We start from the raw sequence: 15,636 nt of genomic DNA, 5'->3' as shown, positions 1-15,636 counted from the left end.
CAACCATGAAGACTCTCGTTTCAAAAAGCGCCTGTTGAAGTGCTGTACGAAGAGGGCGCAAGACATTCATCGGGCTGGTACCCGGTGGAGGTGAACAACTGGAGAGTAACAAGGGCACAGAAACCAATCCCCGAGAGATGCTGCTGGTACGGGTGGCAAACATCCAAGTCGTTGAGGTCACCGCCTATAGACCGATGCCTGACTGACGCGGTTTCAGAAGCGGCCTGGAAGGTGGTAATCCACCGCGAGAACCCTGGGGTTCAAACGCTCCCGCTGGGATTACACACCTTCCAGACCGCCTCCTACAACTTGGTACTGCCTATGTGGCCGCAAACCGCCCTGGCGTTCCACGTTGTAAAAATAAAATTAAGGGCAGCCGGAATCCCAAGGGAACCCGGCTCGCACACCAAGGCCTGATGTGCAAGGATGTCGCGCCGGACATCGTTCGTTGAACGCAAAACCAAGGATTCTTCATGACTGCCATCCCCACCTCAGCGCCCGTGGTTCCCGGGCGGCTGGAGCAAATGTCGACCCGTATCGCTTTTTTCATTGCCGGGTTCGGCATCGCGGCTTGGGCGCCGTTGGTGCCCTATGCCAAGGCCCGTGCCGGGCTGAGTGAAGGCACGCTGGGCCTGTTGCTGCTGTGCCTTGGCGTCGGTTCGATCATCGCCATGCCCGCAGCAGGTGCATTGGCCTCGCGTTTCGGCTGCCGACGCGTATTGAGCGCCGGGACAATCATGATCTGCCTGGCATTGCCGATACTGGCGACGGTCAGTTCGATTCCCTTACTGATGGCCGGCTTGTTCCTGTTTGGCGCCGGCCTGGGAACGGTGGATTCCACAGTCAACCTGCAGGCAGTAATCGTTGAACGCGCCAGCGGTAAAACCATGATGTCGGGATTTCACGGGCTGTTCAGCCTCGGGGGGATTGTCGGGGCGGCGGGCGTCTCGGGCTTACTGGGCCTGGGCTTGTCGCCGCTGCAGGCGACCCTGGTGGTGATCGTCATCACGCTGGCGGCGCTGCTCAAGGCTGCACCGCACCTGTTGCCGTATGGCAGTGAAAGCTCTGGCCCGGCGTTTGCCGTGCCCCACGGTGTGGTGCTGTTTATCGGTTGCCTGTGCTTTATCGTGTTTCTGGCCGAAGGGGCGGTGCTCGACTGGAGCGCCGTGTTCCTCAGTGCCGAGCGCGGCCTGGATGAAGCTTATGCAGGCCTGGGTTATGCAGCATTCGCCCTGACCATGACCGCGGGACGCTTGACCGGCGATGCCATTGTGCGGCGCCTGGGTGCCACGCGCGTCATCGTGATAGGTGGTGCGTTGGCCACCGCAGGCATGTTGCTGGCAACCTTGTTTCCTGCGTGGGAAACCGCGCTGCTCGGCTATGCGCTGGTCGGCGCAGGCTGTTCGAATATCGTACCGGTGCTGTACACCGCCGTCGGCAAGCAAACTGTCATGCCGGAACACATCGCGGTGCCAGCCATCACCACCTTGGGTTACGCCGGCATTCTTGCTGGCCCCGCCTTGATTGGCTTTATCGCCCATGGCAGCAGCCTGAGCACCGCCTTTGTGCTGATCGCTGTGCTGCTGGCGGCGGTGGCCATCAGCGGCAAAATCCTCAAGGTGTGAACGTCAGCGTGCTTTGCGAGCCCTGTACCGCTCCCGCCAGAGTTCAAGGCTCTTGTTACTGAGGTAGCCTTCGTAATGAGGCGGACCGAACAATCGCGGGCTGTTGACACGCTCCAATGAGGTCAGCAGTCCCGGCCGCTCAATGATGTTCTTCGCTGTGTAGACGCAGAGTTCGCTGTACTTGGGCTTGGGCATGCCGGTAGACAGTTCCAGTACAGGTGCGCCTTTGCGATCAACCTCGTAGGGGTCCTGCATGACCTTCATGAGCGTTTCAATGGCGAGGTACTGGTACGGTTCGAAAAGGAATGTGCGGTCCTTGGTCGGATCCCTCAGTTGCTCAAACAGCTTTTGCAAAGCTTGGACGACACAGTCGTTGTCTTGGGCATGGAAGGGGTCCTGGCTGAATTCGCTTGGCGAGCTGTTGCCCGTTAACGCAGCGGCGGCGGCCCTGAGGCTGTCTCGCGTGATATCACCGTCGCGGTTCATGATCGCGTCAATCAGTGCTGGACGCTTGAGCATTTCGCGGACGACGCTGACGACTCTATTCAGCTCTTCGCTTTTCCCCATCATTCAGCGGCCACCCGACGCAATACCGAGTACGTCAATCGCCCCTCTTTCAGATACGCATGCAGCGAACCGTAGTCTCTTTTCAACGCATCCACCAACTCACCATCGGACCATGTTGCATCGGGTTCGCTAATGCTCGGGCGTGCCGTGGGCGCATTCTGCAGCTTCAAGTGACTCAGCCCGGGTTGCGCCATTCGCGACATCCGTGGCCTGTGCGTCACGTCTGCCTGCGCAGCATAGACCTCATTCCAGGTGTTAGGCTGGGCGGTCGGTTGTGGCGTAGTTGATCGCTCAGTTGCGAAATCCAGGGCCGGCGGGCCGAGTCTTGATACACCCTCGATAGTCATTCATTTTCTCCAACTTTTTCAAAACACACCGGTCCGGTGAACGCCACCGCAATTGCCGAAATCATCGAATGAATTCCAGGCAAACGGGTACCTGATGTGTGGCTGGATAAATAGGGCAGTTCCGTCAGATCGGTAATTACCCATGACAGCATGTAAATCGATGCCGCCATCCGGAATCAATTCCACCGCTGTCGACGCAACCAGGTCTTCAAGCCGTCGAAGACCCCGGCGCGCCCTAGCGCTTTGGAATCATCCACCGGGTACAGTCCAGACTCGACCAAGCTACGGGAAAAGTCATCGGCGACCGGTGTCTGGAATGTGCTCTGGCCAGCGAAGGCCTTCATTCGGCGGGTTTCGACGTCATGTGTATACGGATTCTCCTGCGAATCCTGCATAGCGACGCCCCGCCCTGCTGCCGGAGGAGCCGGCTCATGGCTATTGCTTTTGAACGCCTGGCCGCCAAGGTGCGGGCACTTGAAGGAGGTTGAAGTCATTGGTTAGCTCTCACGCTTTGTCTGAAGAGTGACCGTTGTGATCAAAGCTGCTGGCTGGGAGGAAAGTGGCACATTGACGCACACCGTTTGCATGCAATGGAGGTGGCGCCATAGCAGGTTACGGCGCCTGAACAGTGATCAGCGAGACGCCAGTAAAAGCGCCAGGAGACTGATTCGGCCATCACGGTCTTGACTCGCGAGGTTGTCCAATTTCGTTACTAAATCGCTGCGCTTGAGCATTTCCTGCGCCAACTGGATCAGATGGTCCTTCCCAGAATCCCCCGTCAGCGTGCTGGCAGCCAACTGTTTGAGGTCGTTGACCTGCAGGGACAGGTCCCACTGGCTGCCCCGCAATTCTTTGAAATGCTCGAGCAGCTCTTGGACCACGTCTTTGTCGCTGTGGTATTTGAAATAGTTGTCCCCGTTGATGACCAGGCGCAGATTTTCTCGGTCGATCAAACCATCCAGTGCACCGGTGGAGCTGTGACGGTCGATGGCATTCATCAGCTCCGGACGTCGCAGCATTTCCTTGGCCAGGCGAATGTTCTCGTTCATGACGGGATCACTGGAGCACTTTTTATTCGCCATCTCATGAATACTGTCAGCGCTGATATAACCTGGGTTCTTGGGGTCCCGAAAGGCCCTGAAGTTGTCCAGCAACTGCTGCGCCAACTGTTCGTTGCTCTTCAAGGAGTACTGGGTGTCAACGCCGCCTGGCGGGGTCGGGAACGGCCTGCCGACCGTGGGAGTAGGTCGCGGCGGTGGGCTGCTCTCACTAGGATTCGGCCTGGGTGGCGGTTTACTACCACACCCTGGGTGCATCGGTGGCCGGAAACCACTAAACAAACTGGTTATCCAGTCTTTGAGACCATTCAGGAAACTGTGCAGCATGGACACCTTGTTCTGACCCGGCATTTGACGTTCCACGGGTGCATGAGGATCACTAAACACGGGCCCGGACTTTTTCTCATGGGAGTGAAAACTGACAGTTACGGTGGCATGGTCCTTGAAGGAAAGCCCAGCAGGCGCGGGGCCGTCGGGTTTGACCAAAGGCTTGTCGTCTGCCAACGCTCGGTTGGGCGTGGTTGAAGCAGGTACGGATGCATCGTGGGTCGATATCGACATGAGTTTCTCCAATACAGTGAGCGTGACCTTCAGACTGAGGCGCCAACGTAGCGTCGAAGCCCATCAGGTATGCTCCTGTGTGGGGCTTGCGTCGGAATCAGTTCCGGAGCAGACCGCCGAACGCGCTGTAGAGGTGTAGGAAACGGGCAAAAAAAATCGCAGCCCTGAAGGGGGCTGCGACTTTTCCTGACACCGTGGCGTGGATCAGAACCCGACGCTGGCCTGCACGAAGAACGTACGTGGCTCGCCGAGGTACAGCCCGGCATTGTTGTCGCTGGAACGGGTGTAGTGCTGTTGATCGAAAACGTTTTTCACGCCGACACCCAGTTTCAGGTTGGACAACTGCTCGCCAAAGTCATAGCCGCTGCGCACGTTGACCGAGACGTAGCCAGGGATATCGCCAAATTGGCCATCGGCGGTGCCTTGGGTGATGTAGGTACTCGTGGTGCCGGGCGCACGCTGGCCGGACTGGGCGTACACATCCAGGTTATGGGTCCAGCGGTTAACGTCGTAACGCAGCCCGAGGGTGGCGACTTCACGGGAATACAGCGGCAGGTCGCGGCCCTTGAACGGCACGTCGCCTTCGGAGGTGGCCTTGGTGTAGGTGAAGCCGGCGTTGGCGGTCAGGCCATCCAGGCGTGGGTCCAGGTTCGACAGGTCGTAGTGGGCCGAGGCTTCGATACCGGTGTGCTTGGTCGCGCCGAGGTTGGTCCAGCCCACGTCATTGCTGACGTATTGCAGTTCATCCGAGAAGTCGATGTAGAAGAACGTCAGCTCACCGCCCCAGACATTGTCGTTGTAGCGCGTCCCCACCTCGTAGGTCTTGGCTTTTTCCGGGTTCAGGCCATTGGCGGTCTGGTCGCCTGTGCCGCCCTGGCCCAACTGGAAGTATTGCAGGCTGCCAAACGAGGTTTCGTAATTGGCGAACAGTTTCCAGGCATCAGAAACGTGATACATCACGCTCAGGGCCGGCAGCGGTTCGTTGTTGTGGATTTCGCGGCGTTTTTCCTGGGTGCGCGTGCCGTTCAAGGCAACCACCGGGCGGTCGTGCCATTCTGTACGAATGTCCTCGAAGCGGATACCAGGCGTAATGGTCCACTTGCCGATATCGACTTTGTTATCGATATAGAACGCGTTGGCCTCGGTCCCCCCGGTGCGGTCCTGGTAGACGTGACCATCGCTCTGCCCACCCGGGGTCGGCACATTGTTGACCAGGTTCAGGCTGGTGGCCTGCTCATGCATGCCTTCCTTGAGGTAGCGATAGCCCAGGCTGACTTCCTGGGTACTCGGGCCCACGTCGAACACATGGGACACCCGCGGCTCGATGCCAAAGGTGTAGTAGGTGCGCGGGTAAGAGCCGATCGTCTTGAGGTCACGGTTGGCGATGTTACTGCCACGGAAACTGTCGGAGTAGTAGGTCAGCACTTCGGCCTGTGTGCGGTCGTCGATCTGGCGGATGTACTTGAAGGACACGTCCTTGCGGCGCCCGCTGAAGTTGTCCCAGTCACGCACCGATTGGTACGGGTTGGCGTCGAACTGCTTCTGGGTCAGGCCACCGGGCATGTCGGCGCTGGCGTCGTAGTAGTGGAAGTTCAGCGAGAAGTCATCTTGGTCGGTCGGTGCCCAGTGGGTCTTGAAGATCACGTCGTCGATGTCGTTGGAGTTGTTGCTGTTGCGGTAACCGTTGCCGTTGACGCCGGAGTACAGCAAGGCAGCGCCGATGCCGTTGTCGGCGGTGCCGCCGATAAAGGCGTTATCGACGTGCTTCCAGCCACCGTGGGCGGAGGTTTGCAGGGTCGTGCCGACTTCACCGGAGAATTTCTCGGGGATGGCGCGGGTCACGAAGTTGATCACACCACCGACGTTTTGTGGCCCATAACGCACGGAACCGGCACCGCGTACCACGTCGATGCTGTCCAGGTTACCGGCGGAAATCGGTGCCATCGACAATTGTGGTTGGCCATAGGGCGCAAACGCCGCCGGTACGCCATCGATCAGCACGGTGGAGCGTGGCGACAAGCGCGACGTCAGGCCACGTACGCCGACGTTGAGGGAAATATCGCTGCCGCCCGTACCGTTGGATTCCTGCACTTGCACACCCGGCACACGCCGGAGCACATCACCGACGTTCATTGCGCCCTGCTCCACCATGGCTTCGCGACGGATCACCGTGCGCGCGCCGGGGTGGTTCTGCACCACTTCAGCGTTGGCATCGCCGAGCCAGTCGCCGACCACCTTGATGTCGGTGGCGCCCAGTTCCAGGGGCGAGCCGGCTTCACCGGTGCCGCCGCTCAGCGGGCGCAGGGTCACGGAACCGGCATCGATCTGGTAGTCCAGGCCACTGCCTTGCAGCAACTGGCGCAGGGCTTGTTCTGGCGAAAGGTTGCCGTCTACCGCAGGGGCTTGCTTGCCGGCGACCATGTCAGGGCTGAAGAACACTTGCAGGGAAGTCTGCTGGCCCAATTGACTGAGGGCCGCGCCCAAAGGCTGGGCCTGGATGTGAATGGCCTCGGCGGCGTAGGCCACGGGCAGCGCGGCACTCACCGCAAGCGCCAGGGCGAGCGGCGCCCAGCGGGAAATTTTATTGTTATTAACGGCAAGTTTTTTCACGTCGAACCTAGTCCTGTGATCGCAAAAGTGTGCGGCTGTTAATGCAAACCAGTTGCAGTTGCAGGAGAAGACGAAGAACTCGAAAAAAACCTGAATGTCAGCGTGAAATTATTTCCTGGCTGCCGTCCGGCAAGGTGCGCACGGCGACCGGCAGGATGTGCGGCAACGCCTTGAGCAAGGCATCGGTATCGTTGGCCTTGAACACGCTGGTCAGGCGCAGGTTGCCCACCGCCGGCGTGCTGACCCGCAGCGGTTGCTCGCGATACCGCGAGACTTCCCGGGCCACTTCGCCCAACGATGCGTTGTTGAAGACCAGCTTGCCCCCGCGCCAGGCGGTCAACTCTTCGGTGTTCACACCGTAGGCCGCCGCCACCAGGCCCTTGTTGTCGACATGGGTCCCAAGGCCTGCGGTGAGCGTCACCACTTTGTCCGGGGAACGGCCTTGCACCTTCACGGTACCGGCCTCGACCATGACGCGGGTCTGGTCGTCATCACGACGCACATCGAACCGCGTGCCGGTGACTGTCACCTGCCCTGCCCCGGCGGCCACGACAAAAGGCCGGCTGGTGTCGTGCTCGACACTGAACATCGCTTCGCCCTGCTTGAGCTCCACGCCACGCCGGCCTTTTTCAAAGTGCACCGCGACAATGCTGCGGCTGTTGAGGTCCATCACCGAGCCATCGGGCAATGCCACCTGGCGATGCTCGCCCAGGCGCGTGCTGAACTCGGCGCTGTAGGGCTTGGGATGATCAAGCCCGCTGAACAGGCCCAGCCCCAGGGCAATAGCCACCACGCTGGCAGCCACTGCATAACGCAACACAGCCCGACGTCTGGGGCGCTCTACCGGCGCTTCACACAGTGCCTGCAGGCGCGCCTTGGGCAGCAGGTCGGTGGCACTCCACAGGCCTTGCAGCACGTCGAACTCATATTGGTGGTCGGCATGCTCAAGGCGCCATGCGTCGAAGCGCTGGCGCTCGGCAACGCTCAACTCGGCGTCTTGCAGGCGCACAAACCATTGCGCGGCTTCGTCTCGGGCACGGTTATCCATCATGGAAGGTCCTGTTTCATGGCGGGCGGTCATGGCGCCATCGCGTCCAGGCGGTCGCGCAGATGCCGCAGGGTGCGGATCATATACTTTTCCACCATGTTTTTAGACAGCCCCAGGCGTGCGGCGATTTCCTGCTGGGTCAGGCCCTCGATTTTCTGCCAGATGAAAATCTTGCGGCAGTTGAGTGGCAGTTCGGCCAGGGCCCGCTCGATAGAGTCCGCCAACTGGATCGCGTGCATGAAGTGCTCCGGGTCGCCACTGTGGGGCGAACGCTGATCAAAGGCTTCCAGCGTGATCGCTTCCCGACGGTCTTCGCGTCGATAAGCGTCCACTGCGATATTGCGCGCCGTTTGATGCAGATAGGCACGCGGTTGCTCTACTTCAGAGGAGGTTGACTCCAGCACTCGCACAAAGGTGTCGTGGGCCAGGTCTTCGGCCTGCTGACGGTTTCTCAGGCGGCGCGTCCAGGTCCCGATCAACTCTTCGTAGTGTTCGAAAAAGCCTGTTCTGCGGGGCGGCTGAGGGATCATCGCGGGAGCACTGGGGAGGCGGGGCGTGAATAGTAATGCTTCCTATTAAGTGGAGCAATTGCTACCCGTCGTACGCGGCACCGCGTTGAATCTATTGCGGGCTCGCCACCTGCTTGAGACGGCTGAGCTTCTCCCGGCTGCCACACACGCTCATCTGGCACCACTTGCGCTGTTTATTCTTGGAGATGTCGAGGAACACCCAATCGCAGTCCGTGGCGCCACAACTGCGCAACGCGTGCAGATCACCGGATACCAGTAATTGCGTGGCCTCTATCGCCAGGCGCCCCAGTACCATGGCCGTCAGCTCTTGCGTAGTGGTGCAGGGCATCCACCCCCAGGCAGGCTTGCCTTCGACAGAACGCAGCACCCGACGGGCAACGCCCTGCTGGAAAGTCTCGTTGACTTGTTGCAAGGCGCCATCGGGCGCAGCACCTTGCAACGACAACGGGTAGAAAACGGCGTACAGGCATTCCCTGAACGCGATGATCGCGTCAAGGTTCGGCTGGTACGCCATCGATGGCTCAAACACCATCGGCTTATAGTCTTCAAACTCCCGGGGGGAGATCAGCGCGGCATGCAACGCCCATTCAAAGAAGAACTGAAAACTGGTGAGCCGTTCTTCCTTGACCATGAGCGCCGTACCGGGACGACGGCCGTTGGTGGTATTGATAAAGTCCAATACCCGGGCCCCACCAATCAGACGGATCGATTTTGCAGTGCCCGTAAAATGTGTCATGCCTGCTCCTGAAAAAACGCGTTCTCCGTGCGATGGCGCAGATTACCTTGTTTTTTCGCGTTGCAAACACTGCCCCCACGACGCAAAGACAGACGGCTAGTTGCGATCGTCGTTATGCGCCACCCAGTCAAGAATCGTTGCGACCGACTCTTCCACTGAAAGCGCCTGGGTATTCAGGTGCACTTCCGGAAACACCGGCACGTCATAGTGGGAGTCGATACCAGTGAAGTTCTTGATCAACCCCGCGCGGGCTTTTTTATACAGGCCCTTGGGGTCGCGTTGTTCGGCGGTTGCCAAGGGTGCGTCCACGTGCACTTCGACAAAAAACTCATTGCCGATGATCGAGCGCGCGTAGTGGCGGCTGGCCGACGACGGTGAGATCAGCGCCACGATCACGATCAGCCCCGCCTCCAGCATCAATCGCGCGACCTCGGCGACCCGCCGGATATTCTCGTCACGGTCGCTGTCGGTAAAACCCAGGTCCCGGCACAGCCCGCCACGCACCGAGTCGCCATCAATAATCGCGGTGATCCGCCCCTGTTCCTGCAGGGCGAGGTCCAGCGCATCGGCGATGGTCGACTTGCCGGACGCGGAGATGCCGGTCATCCAGATCACCGCCGGCTTGTGCTGTATCCGCGCGTGTTCGCCACGCCGGTGGCTGAACGCAAACGCGTGCAGATTCTGGTTTGGACGCTCAGGAAAATAACTCATGGCCGCTCACCCTCCCTCACTGGAACAGGCTGTTTACCCAACATGAACACCATCACGCATTGCACGAACAGCAACAGCGCAACCACCCAGTAGACCGTCGAGAACGACCCGGTCAGGTCCTTGGAAAAACCGCCCAGGAAGTTGCCGCACACGCCACCCAGGCCGATCAACACGTTGGCAATGCCGAAGGCCTGGGTCAGCCGGCTGACCGGCACGATCTGCCCGATGTAACTGGGGACCAGCCCGAAGATGGGGTAGAACGCCAACGCAAACAAAAACGCGGCCAGGTAGAACAGCGCAAGGCTGTTGAAACTGAACACCAGCGTGGCGGCCAGCCCCGCGCTCAGGAAACACATCGCCAGCGACGCCCGCACGCCCACCTTGTCGGCAATCCATCCCACCAGGAACCCCGACGCCATGCCCACGGCGCCGATAGTGGTCCACACAAAGCCGGCATCCCGTACCGACACGCCCAATTCATCGCGAAGGAACGGCGCCAGGTAAGTCTGGAACGGCAGCAGCGCCATGCCATTGAGAAAAGCGATGACCCAGGTCAGGTACAACGAGCGACTGAGCCACGGTTGGTGGCTGTCCGACGCGCTGGCGCGCTCCCCGGCGAACCCGGTGTCCTGGCTTGCCGACAGGTTGCGCAACAGAAACCAGGCCACCACGCACAGGGCTACCGAGATCAGCCCGGCGGTGAGCCAGATCGAGCGCCAGCCTCCATTCAAGGTCAGGAACGACACCAGCAAGCCATTGATGAACACGCCATAGCTGGTGCCGCTGGAGATCAGCCCCATGACCCGCGAGCGATTGCCCGGGCTGAAACCCTTGGTGACGATCTCCGCCAATGGGATATACACCGACGCGGAGCAGCCGCCGAGCAGGATCAACAAGGCGCCCGACAACCAGATACTGTGACTGATGCTCAGGCCCAGCAACGCCAGGGAGGTCATCACGGTGGAGACCAGGCTGATTTTCCAGCCCTCGAAATATCGGCTGATGACACTGGTGACCGATGAAAACAGCAGGAAGCCGATCTGCGCGCCGCCGGTGATCAGGCCCACCGTGGTGTAGTCAAAGCCGATGTCGCGGCGCATGTCCACCACTAGGTTGGCGAACAGGTAAACCCCGAAGCCATAGGTACTGGCCACGAACCCGGTGAGGACGATCGCCAGCACGACGCTGTCCAGTGGGCGGGCATTGCTCTGTACGAGTGTGCTCATCTAGCCTCCTTATTCGGCGCGCGCAGTGTGGATGACGAAATCACAATCCATCATGTCGTAGTCACGTTCGAAATCACCGTAGCTCTCATGGTCGGTAAATCCGGACTTGAGTACTTCTCCCTTCAACTCCCCCGGCAGCAGCGGATAAACCTGCAGCCTGTACTGCTCCTGGTTATCGAAGGAATAGATGAACTCACACAGGTGCTCATCGACCTGTCCCAGGCTCACCGAAGCGTTCGTACCGCAGTAGTAGTAATGGCCGCTGGCTTTGAATTTGCCGGCACGGATGGCGAAGAAATTGCGCTGGTCCACAATCAGCAGGCCGCCCGGCTTGAGCAAGGCCCTGAATTTCGCCAGCACCTGCAGCCGGTCGTGCGCGGCGAACACATGGCACAGCGAACTGCCCAGGCACACCACCGCATCGAACTGGCCAAGCTCCTGGGCGTCCAGTGAGTGCCAGTCCCGATAATGGGACTGGATGTCCAGGCCATGTTTGCGAAAGTTCGCCCGCGCCTTGGTCAACATGGTGCTGCTGCCATCGGTGGCGACCACATCAAACCCCGCCTGCTTGAGCTGCACAGCATGAAAGCCACTGCCCGTCGAAACGTCGATCACCGACTGCACGCCGTGACGTCGCAGCAAGTGTTCAAAGAAGCCGTCCTCCCCTATCTTGCGTTTTTCCCAATCAATCAACTCATCCCAACGCTCGACAAAATCCGCCGAATACTGCGTGGCATAACTGGCAACTTCGTTGTGCTTGCGCCCCGACATCTGATTCATCACACACCTACCAGGTTGAATTTTTGAAGGACAAGTATTTGCTCGCCAACTCGCGGGCAAACTCGGCGGACTGCTCGATGGACATGGTGTGCTTGGCATAGCCCAGCATCGATTGCATGACGGCCATGCACTGCGGGTTGTAGGTGACCGAACCATCGCAGTGGATTTCGTCGATGCCGTCCTGGCTCTGGCAGATGGTATTGAGGCGCACCGCATCGTCCTGGGGGCAGGCCTCGGAGAACTGCACCTCGATCCGTCCATCGTGCAGCCGCACCGGGTACCCGCCCGGCAGCCCGAGTGGACCCGGCGCATGCACCAGCACCGGCGTGGGCGAGAACAGCCCTTCGATGACCGTGACCGCAGAACACGCGGTGAGAAACTGCCCGTCCACCCCGCCCAGGCGGCGGTACTCGGACTTCACCGTTGAGAAAATCGCCTCGGCCGGCAGGCGCGCCACGTCCGGTCGGTCGCGCACCTCGTGCAACAGGCGATAGCTGGCACGTGGAGGTAGCCCACCGCGCGGCACGTAGTGGCTGAAGTAATGCTGGGCATAAAGCTGCACCTGCACATCGGCGGGCGCACATTCCATCAGACGGGCAATGGACAGACGCACCGCCGGGACCAGATTGGCCACGTTGCCCACGCCGATGTCCGGCGCCAGGCCGATGCGCGCCAGGATCGGATTGACCGCATCCGGGAACGCTGCATTGACGGTCTTCGTCGTGATGCCGGAGGCTTTTACCGCTTGCATCAGGCAGTGCATCAACGTCAGGTGCATGGGCAGCCAGGGGCCGAACTGGGCCTGGTCGAGCTTTTCGAATGACAGCTTGGGCAACCCGGTGATGACCCGCCATGACTGCAGCGACGCACAGTTCACCAGCATGTCCGGCGCCTCTTCGCGCAGCAGCTGCGCGACCTTGCCGATGTCCGTGAGGTCGGCAATCACCGGCTTGATCGCGATGAATTGCCCCAGCTGCGCACACGACAGCGCCACCAGGTTGCACAACCGCAGCGTCGCCTCTTCATTGCGGCCCAGCACTACAAACTCGAAGGCGTTTTTTGGCCCCAGAATCTTGAGGATCTGCAGGCACAGGTTGCCGGCGCCCACCAGCAGCAGCTTTTTCTTGCGCATGGAATGGCTCACCGTGGGTAGGCTCCGTTGTCGACCGGAATCACCCGGCCGGTGATGTGACGCATGGCATCGCCGACCAGCAGTAAGATGACCTCGGCCACCCCACTGGGCAGGATCGGGTCCTTGAGGACCTCCTGGCGGGCGTACTCGGCGCGGCGGTATTCGGGGATGGTGCCGTAGATGGCGGTTTCGTGGATCAGCGCCGGGGACACCACGTTCACCCGCACGAACGGGGCGAAGTTCCAGGCGTTGGCCTTGGTCAGGCCGATCACCGCCGCCTTGGTGGCACCGTAGAGGGCGTCGCAGCTGCCCACCTCACCGGCCACCGAAGCGATGTTGACGATGCTGCGTGGGGCTTCGTGCTGCATTTCCCGCTCGGCGAAGTCCTTGGAGAGATAGACCAGGGCCTTGAGGTTGACGGTGAGGATCTCGTCTATCTGCTCATCGGAATAGGCATAGACACTTTTGCCGTGATAAATACCGGCGTTATTGACTAACCCATAAATAGTCGCATGGCGTTCATACAGGGCCGGAATAAAACCCTTGATAACGGCCATATCGGAAAAGTCGGCAACCTGCGCGTCGAATACATCGGGGCCATAAAGTCCCTGCAACACTTCAAGCCCCTCGGCATCCTTGTCCGCACCAATAACGAAGTAGCCCTGCTGTATCGCCATTTCAACAGTTGCCCGACCAATTCCGTTGGCCGCCCCGGTCACAATCAGCTTCTTCATACAACAATCCTTATTGACAAAACTCATTCATGCGCGCGTAAAAGGTCCGATGGTATTCATACATCGCTTTTAACTTCGGAAACTGTTCGAATGCCTGCACATCAACCGGTTGATTATCCGGCGACACAATACGCTCACTGTTTTCTGCCGCCACGTGCCAACTGCGCCAGGTTTTCCATTGTTGTGGACACTCACGTTTCCATGTCATGGCCTGTGGCAAAAACTCAATACCCAGGTGATCGCAGAGTTTGCGAATAACTCGCTCCGGGTCGGCCGCCAGATCATCGGCATTAATCACATAAGGCACTTTGCCGGTTAGTTTGGTGACCACACAAAATATGTCATACAGCGCTTTATGCCCAATGGCCTGCAACGGCATATCGGGGTGCACCCGATGATGAGAAATAATACTGCTGGCGGGTTCGCGAATCAGAAAGACATTGTCCTGTTGCGCAAGAAAGTCGACATCCACTTTCAAGTCATCCAGGCAGTGGTAGCACATATCTTTGTGAAACACGTTAGTGCGCTCGCGGGCTTTGAGAAGATGCTCTTTTATACCCTCGTAAGTCGTGGGCAAACTGTGATCCCACTCATCCGAAGGAATCGCCGAGTCCTCGGAAAAGGCCATGTGCGCGAAGGGTTCATGAAAGACCTCGAAGTCCCCCCGCTCGATAAACACACGCTCCAGCACGGTGGAACGCGAACGTGGATGGGCCCATAACCCGATCATACGGTTCATGCGATCACCCCGAATTCGGCGGCGAGCAACGCATTGAGTGCGCGCTTGAAGGGTTTGGTCACCGGGCAAAGCCGAACGCAGTAGTCGGCCAGGCGTCGGTGCGCACTGTTGGCCTCGTTGCAGGCGTTGATGAAGGCTTCGTGGTTGCCGAAGTCATACGGCTCGATGCTGTCGACAAAGTAGGCTTCGTAGAAATACGGGATGCGAATCAGCTTGGCGAAGGTTGCCGCCGGCGGCTTCTGCGGCTGCACGGCGGGCGCCACCGGTTTGCCGTGGCTTTCGCGCTCGATCAGAAACTCCACCACCTCCGGGGTCAGCGTGTAGCAGGTCGCCGTCTGCCCGGTCTTTTCCAGGTGCCAGCAGTGCTTGTTGCCCCGCTCGTCCACGTCGACCTTTATGCTCGAGAGCAGGGTTTTGACCGGCACGGTCGAGGCCGCCACCAGCGCCTGGATCTGCTCGTAGATCATCAGTTCGGCCCAGCGCAGCTCCTCGGCGCTCAATGCCAGGCCGCGTTCCGCCGCTTGCAGCGTGAATTCAGGCTGGCAGGCGAAGCGCCCAATCATGAAGGTAATGACGTAGTTGCAGTGGCTGGTGTCGATCCCGTTGCTGCGCGCGGTCGCCCTGCCGCGCTCGATGGCCTGGATACCCGCCTGGAACTGGGCGACCGTGAAGCAGAACGTGATATTCACCGACCCGCCCTGGGCCACCAGTTGTTCAACGGTTGCCATGCCTTCCAGGCTGCCCGGCACCTTGACCATCACGTTCGGCGCCAGGCGCTGCAGCTCCAGGCCCCTGGCGGTCATGCGCTCGGTGCAGCGCACGTCCACCGGGTCGACTTGCGCGGAAATCCAGCCTTCGGCTTGGGCCGATTGAACCCAGCGCGGCTTGAGCGTCGCAGCCCCTTCGAGGATGACCTCGTTGTACAACTGCTTGCGCAACTCAGCTGGAGACAGGCTGGCCAGGTTGAAGCGTGAAGACCAATACTCGCGCTTTTCGAGGATTACGGCCGTCACCAACCGAGGGTTGGTGGTCACGCTGCACAAGCCCCAAGGCGCTGAGAATTCATCCGGCATCAAGGCTTCTATATAAGTGGCCGCCGCCGGGTACTTTTCCAGCAGGTGTTGTTTATAGGGCAGGTACACGGCAGGCGATGAATCCCACCAAACTTGCGAGCTTTGATCGTTGCGTTTAAGCCGCTCCGGGTAACCAAGTGTGTTCACGACGCCTCCTCC

Annotated in this window: 16 protein-coding genes; 1 reads left to right on the top strand and 15 read right to left on the bottom strand. The window is 59.7% G+C overall.

Annotated features, from left to right (window positions below; genetic code table 11):
- Positions 1-473 precede the first annotated feature (473 nt).
- Positions 474-1,625, top strand: a complete 1,152-nt coding sequence (locus KHP07_RS28080) for an MFS transporter (RefSeq protein WP_214498421.1) — start codon at positions 474-476, stop codon at positions 1,623-1,625.
- 3 nt (positions 1,626-1,628) lie between these two features.
- Here the strand turns inward: KHP07_RS28080 and KHP07_RS28075 are convergent, their stop codons facing one another.
- The 15 genes from KHP07_RS28075 to KHP07_RS28005 form a co-directional block, all read right to left on the bottom strand.
- Complete coding sequence (locus KHP07_RS28075; protein WP_250883761.1) at positions 1,629-2,195, bottom strand: type III secretion effector protein; 567 nt, start codon at positions 2,193-2,195, stop codon at positions 1,629-1,631.
- The gene (locus KHP07_RS28070) at positions 2,192-2,539 is read right to left on the bottom strand and encodes a hypothetical protein (RefSeq protein WP_078047766.1); all 348 of its coding nucleotides are present in this window, start codon (positions 2,537-2,539) and stop codon (positions 2,192-2,194) included. The genes KHP07_RS28075 and KHP07_RS28070 overlap by 4 nt, the downstream gene beginning before the upstream one ends.
- The gene (locus tag KHP07_RS28065; RefSeq protein WP_157806791.1) at positions 2,536-2,709 is read right to left on the bottom strand and encodes a hypothetical protein; all 174 of its coding nucleotides are present in this window, start codon (positions 2,707-2,709) and stop codon (positions 2,536-2,538) included. Before KHP07_RS28065 ends, KHP07_RS28070 begins: the two co-directional genes overlap by 4 nt.
- A gap of 462 nt (positions 2,710-3,171) precedes the next feature.
- Positions 3,172-4,158, bottom strand: a complete 987-nt coding sequence (locus tag KHP07_RS28060; protein WP_214498420.1) for a type III secretion effector protein — start codon at positions 4,156-4,158, stop codon at positions 3,172-3,174.
- 204 nt (positions 4,159-4,362) lie between these two features.
- Positions 4,363-6,768 (bottom strand): TonB-dependent siderophore receptor, encoded by a 2,406-nt coding sequence (locus KHP07_RS28055; RefSeq protein ID WP_078047764.1) that lies wholly within the window; start codon positions 6,766-6,768, stop codon positions 4,363-4,365.
- Positions 6,769-6,865: 97 nt separating this feature from the next.
- Entirely contained in the window at positions 6,866-7,819 is a 954-nt protein-coding gene (locus KHP07_RS28050) for a FecR family protein (RefSeq protein WP_214498419.1), read from the bottom strand.
- 26 nt (positions 7,820-7,845) lie between these two features.
- Complete coding sequence (locus tag KHP07_RS28045) at positions 7,846-8,346, bottom strand: sigma-70 family RNA polymerase sigma factor (RefSeq protein WP_099493417.1); 501 nt, start codon at positions 8,344-8,346, stop codon at positions 7,846-7,848.
- Positions 8,347-8,437: 91 nt separating this feature from the next.
- On the bottom strand, positions 8,438-9,082 hold the full coding sequence (locus tag KHP07_RS28040; RefSeq protein WP_214498418.1) for a CGNR zinc finger domain-containing protein: 645 nt from the start codon (positions 9,080-9,082) through the stop codon (positions 8,438-8,440).
- A 96-nt stretch (positions 9,083-9,178) separates the two neighbouring features.
- The gene (gene cysC / locus KHP07_RS28035) at positions 9,179-9,793 is read right to left on the bottom strand and encodes an adenylyl-sulfate kinase (RefSeq protein ID WP_214498417.1); all 615 of its coding nucleotides are present in this window, start codon (positions 9,791-9,793) and stop codon (positions 9,179-9,181) included.
- A complete protein-coding gene (locus KHP07_RS28030; protein ID WP_100491125.1) occupies positions 9,790-11,019 on the bottom strand; it encodes an MFS transporter in 1,230 nt (409 codons plus the stop codon). The genes cysC and KHP07_RS28030 overlap by 4 nt, the downstream gene beginning before the upstream one ends.
- A gap of 9 nt (positions 11,020-11,028) precedes the next feature.
- Positions 11,029-11,799, bottom strand: a complete 771-nt coding sequence (locus KHP07_RS28025) for a class I SAM-dependent methyltransferase (protein ID WP_078047758.1) — start codon at positions 11,797-11,799, stop codon at positions 11,029-11,031.
- A 7-nt stretch (positions 11,800-11,806) separates the two neighbouring features.
- Positions 11,807-12,943 carry a Rossmann-fold NAD(P)-binding domain-containing protein gene (locus KHP07_RS28020; RefSeq protein ID WP_214498416.1) on the bottom strand — a complete coding sequence of 379 codons (1,137 nt, stop codon included), beginning with the start codon at positions 12,941-12,943 and terminating at the stop codon, positions 11,807-11,809.
- Positions 12,940-13,665 carry an SDR family NAD(P)-dependent oxidoreductase gene (locus KHP07_RS28015; protein WP_078047756.1) on the bottom strand — a complete coding sequence of 242 codons (726 nt, stop codon included), beginning with the start codon at positions 13,663-13,665 and terminating at the stop codon, positions 12,940-12,942. The genes KHP07_RS28020 and KHP07_RS28015 overlap by 4 nt, the downstream gene beginning before the upstream one ends.
- Before the next feature lie 10 nt (positions 13,666-13,675).
- The gene (locus KHP07_RS28010) at positions 13,676-14,404 is read right to left on the bottom strand and encodes a sulfotransferase-like domain-containing protein (protein ID WP_099493422.1); all 729 of its coding nucleotides are present in this window, start codon (positions 14,402-14,404) and stop codon (positions 13,676-13,678) included.
- A complete protein-coding gene (locus KHP07_RS28005; protein ID WP_099493423.1) occupies positions 14,401-15,624 on the bottom strand; it encodes a transaldolase family protein in 1,224 nt (407 codons plus the stop codon). The genes KHP07_RS28010 and KHP07_RS28005 overlap by 4 nt, the downstream gene beginning before the upstream one ends.
- Positions 15,625-15,636 lie beyond the last annotated feature (12 nt).

It is taken from the genome of Pseudomonas sp. VS40, from assembly GCF_018587885.1.
Classification (GTDB): Bacteria; Pseudomonadota; Gammaproteobacteria; order Pseudomonadales; family Pseudomonadaceae; genus Aquipseudomonas; species Aquipseudomonas pergaminensis.
The sequence above is the reverse complement of the archived record's forward strand: the minus strand, read 5'-3'. Positions and strand labels throughout refer to the sequence as shown.

Coding starts and splice junctions, on each gene's coding strand:
- KHP07_RS28080 (WP_214498421.1), top strand. CDS start 474: ATGACTGCCATCCCCACCTCAGCGCCCGTGGTTCCCGGGCGGCTGGAG.
- KHP07_RS28075 (WP_250883761.1), bottom strand. CDS start 2,195: ATGATGGGGAAAAGCGAAGAGCTGAATAGAGTCGTCAGCGTCGTCCGC.
- KHP07_RS28070 (WP_078047766.1), bottom strand. CDS start 2,539: ATGACTATCGAGGGTGTATCAAGACTCGGCCCGCCGGCCCTGGATTTC.
- KHP07_RS28065 (WP_157806791.1), bottom strand. CDS start 2,709: ATGGCGGCATCGATTTACATGCTGTCATGGGTAATTACCGATCTGACG.
- KHP07_RS28060 (WP_214498420.1), bottom strand. CDS start 4,158: ATGTCGATATCGACCCACGATGCATCCGTACCTGCTTCAACCACGCCC.
- KHP07_RS28050 (WP_214498419.1), bottom strand. CDS start 7,819: ATGATGGATAACCGTGCCCGAGACGAAGCCGCGCAATGGTTTGTGCGC.
- KHP07_RS28045 (WP_099493417.1), bottom strand. CDS start 8,346: ATGATCCCTCAGCCGCCCCGCAGAACAGGCTTTTTCGAACACTACGAA.
- KHP07_RS28040 (WP_214498418.1), bottom strand. CDS start 9,082: ATGACACATTTTACGGGCACTGCAAAATCGATCCGTCTGATTGGTGGG.
- cysC (WP_214498417.1), bottom strand. CDS start 9,793: ATGAGTTATTTTCCTGAGCGTCCAAACCAGAATCTGCACGCGTTTGCG.
- KHP07_RS28030 (WP_100491125.1), bottom strand. CDS start 11,019: ATGAGCACACTCGTACAGAGCAATGCCCGCCCACTGGACAGCGTCGTG.
- KHP07_RS28025 (WP_078047758.1), bottom strand. CDS start 11,799: ATGAATCAGATGTCGGGGCGCAAGCACAACGAAGTTGCCAGTTATGCC.
- KHP07_RS28015 (WP_078047756.1), bottom strand. CDS start 13,665: ATGAAGAAGCTGATTGTGACCGGGGCGGCCAACGGAATTGGTCGGGCA.
- KHP07_RS28010 (WP_099493422.1), bottom strand. CDS start 14,404: ATGAACCGTATGATCGGGTTATGGGCCCATCCACGTTCGCGTTCCACC.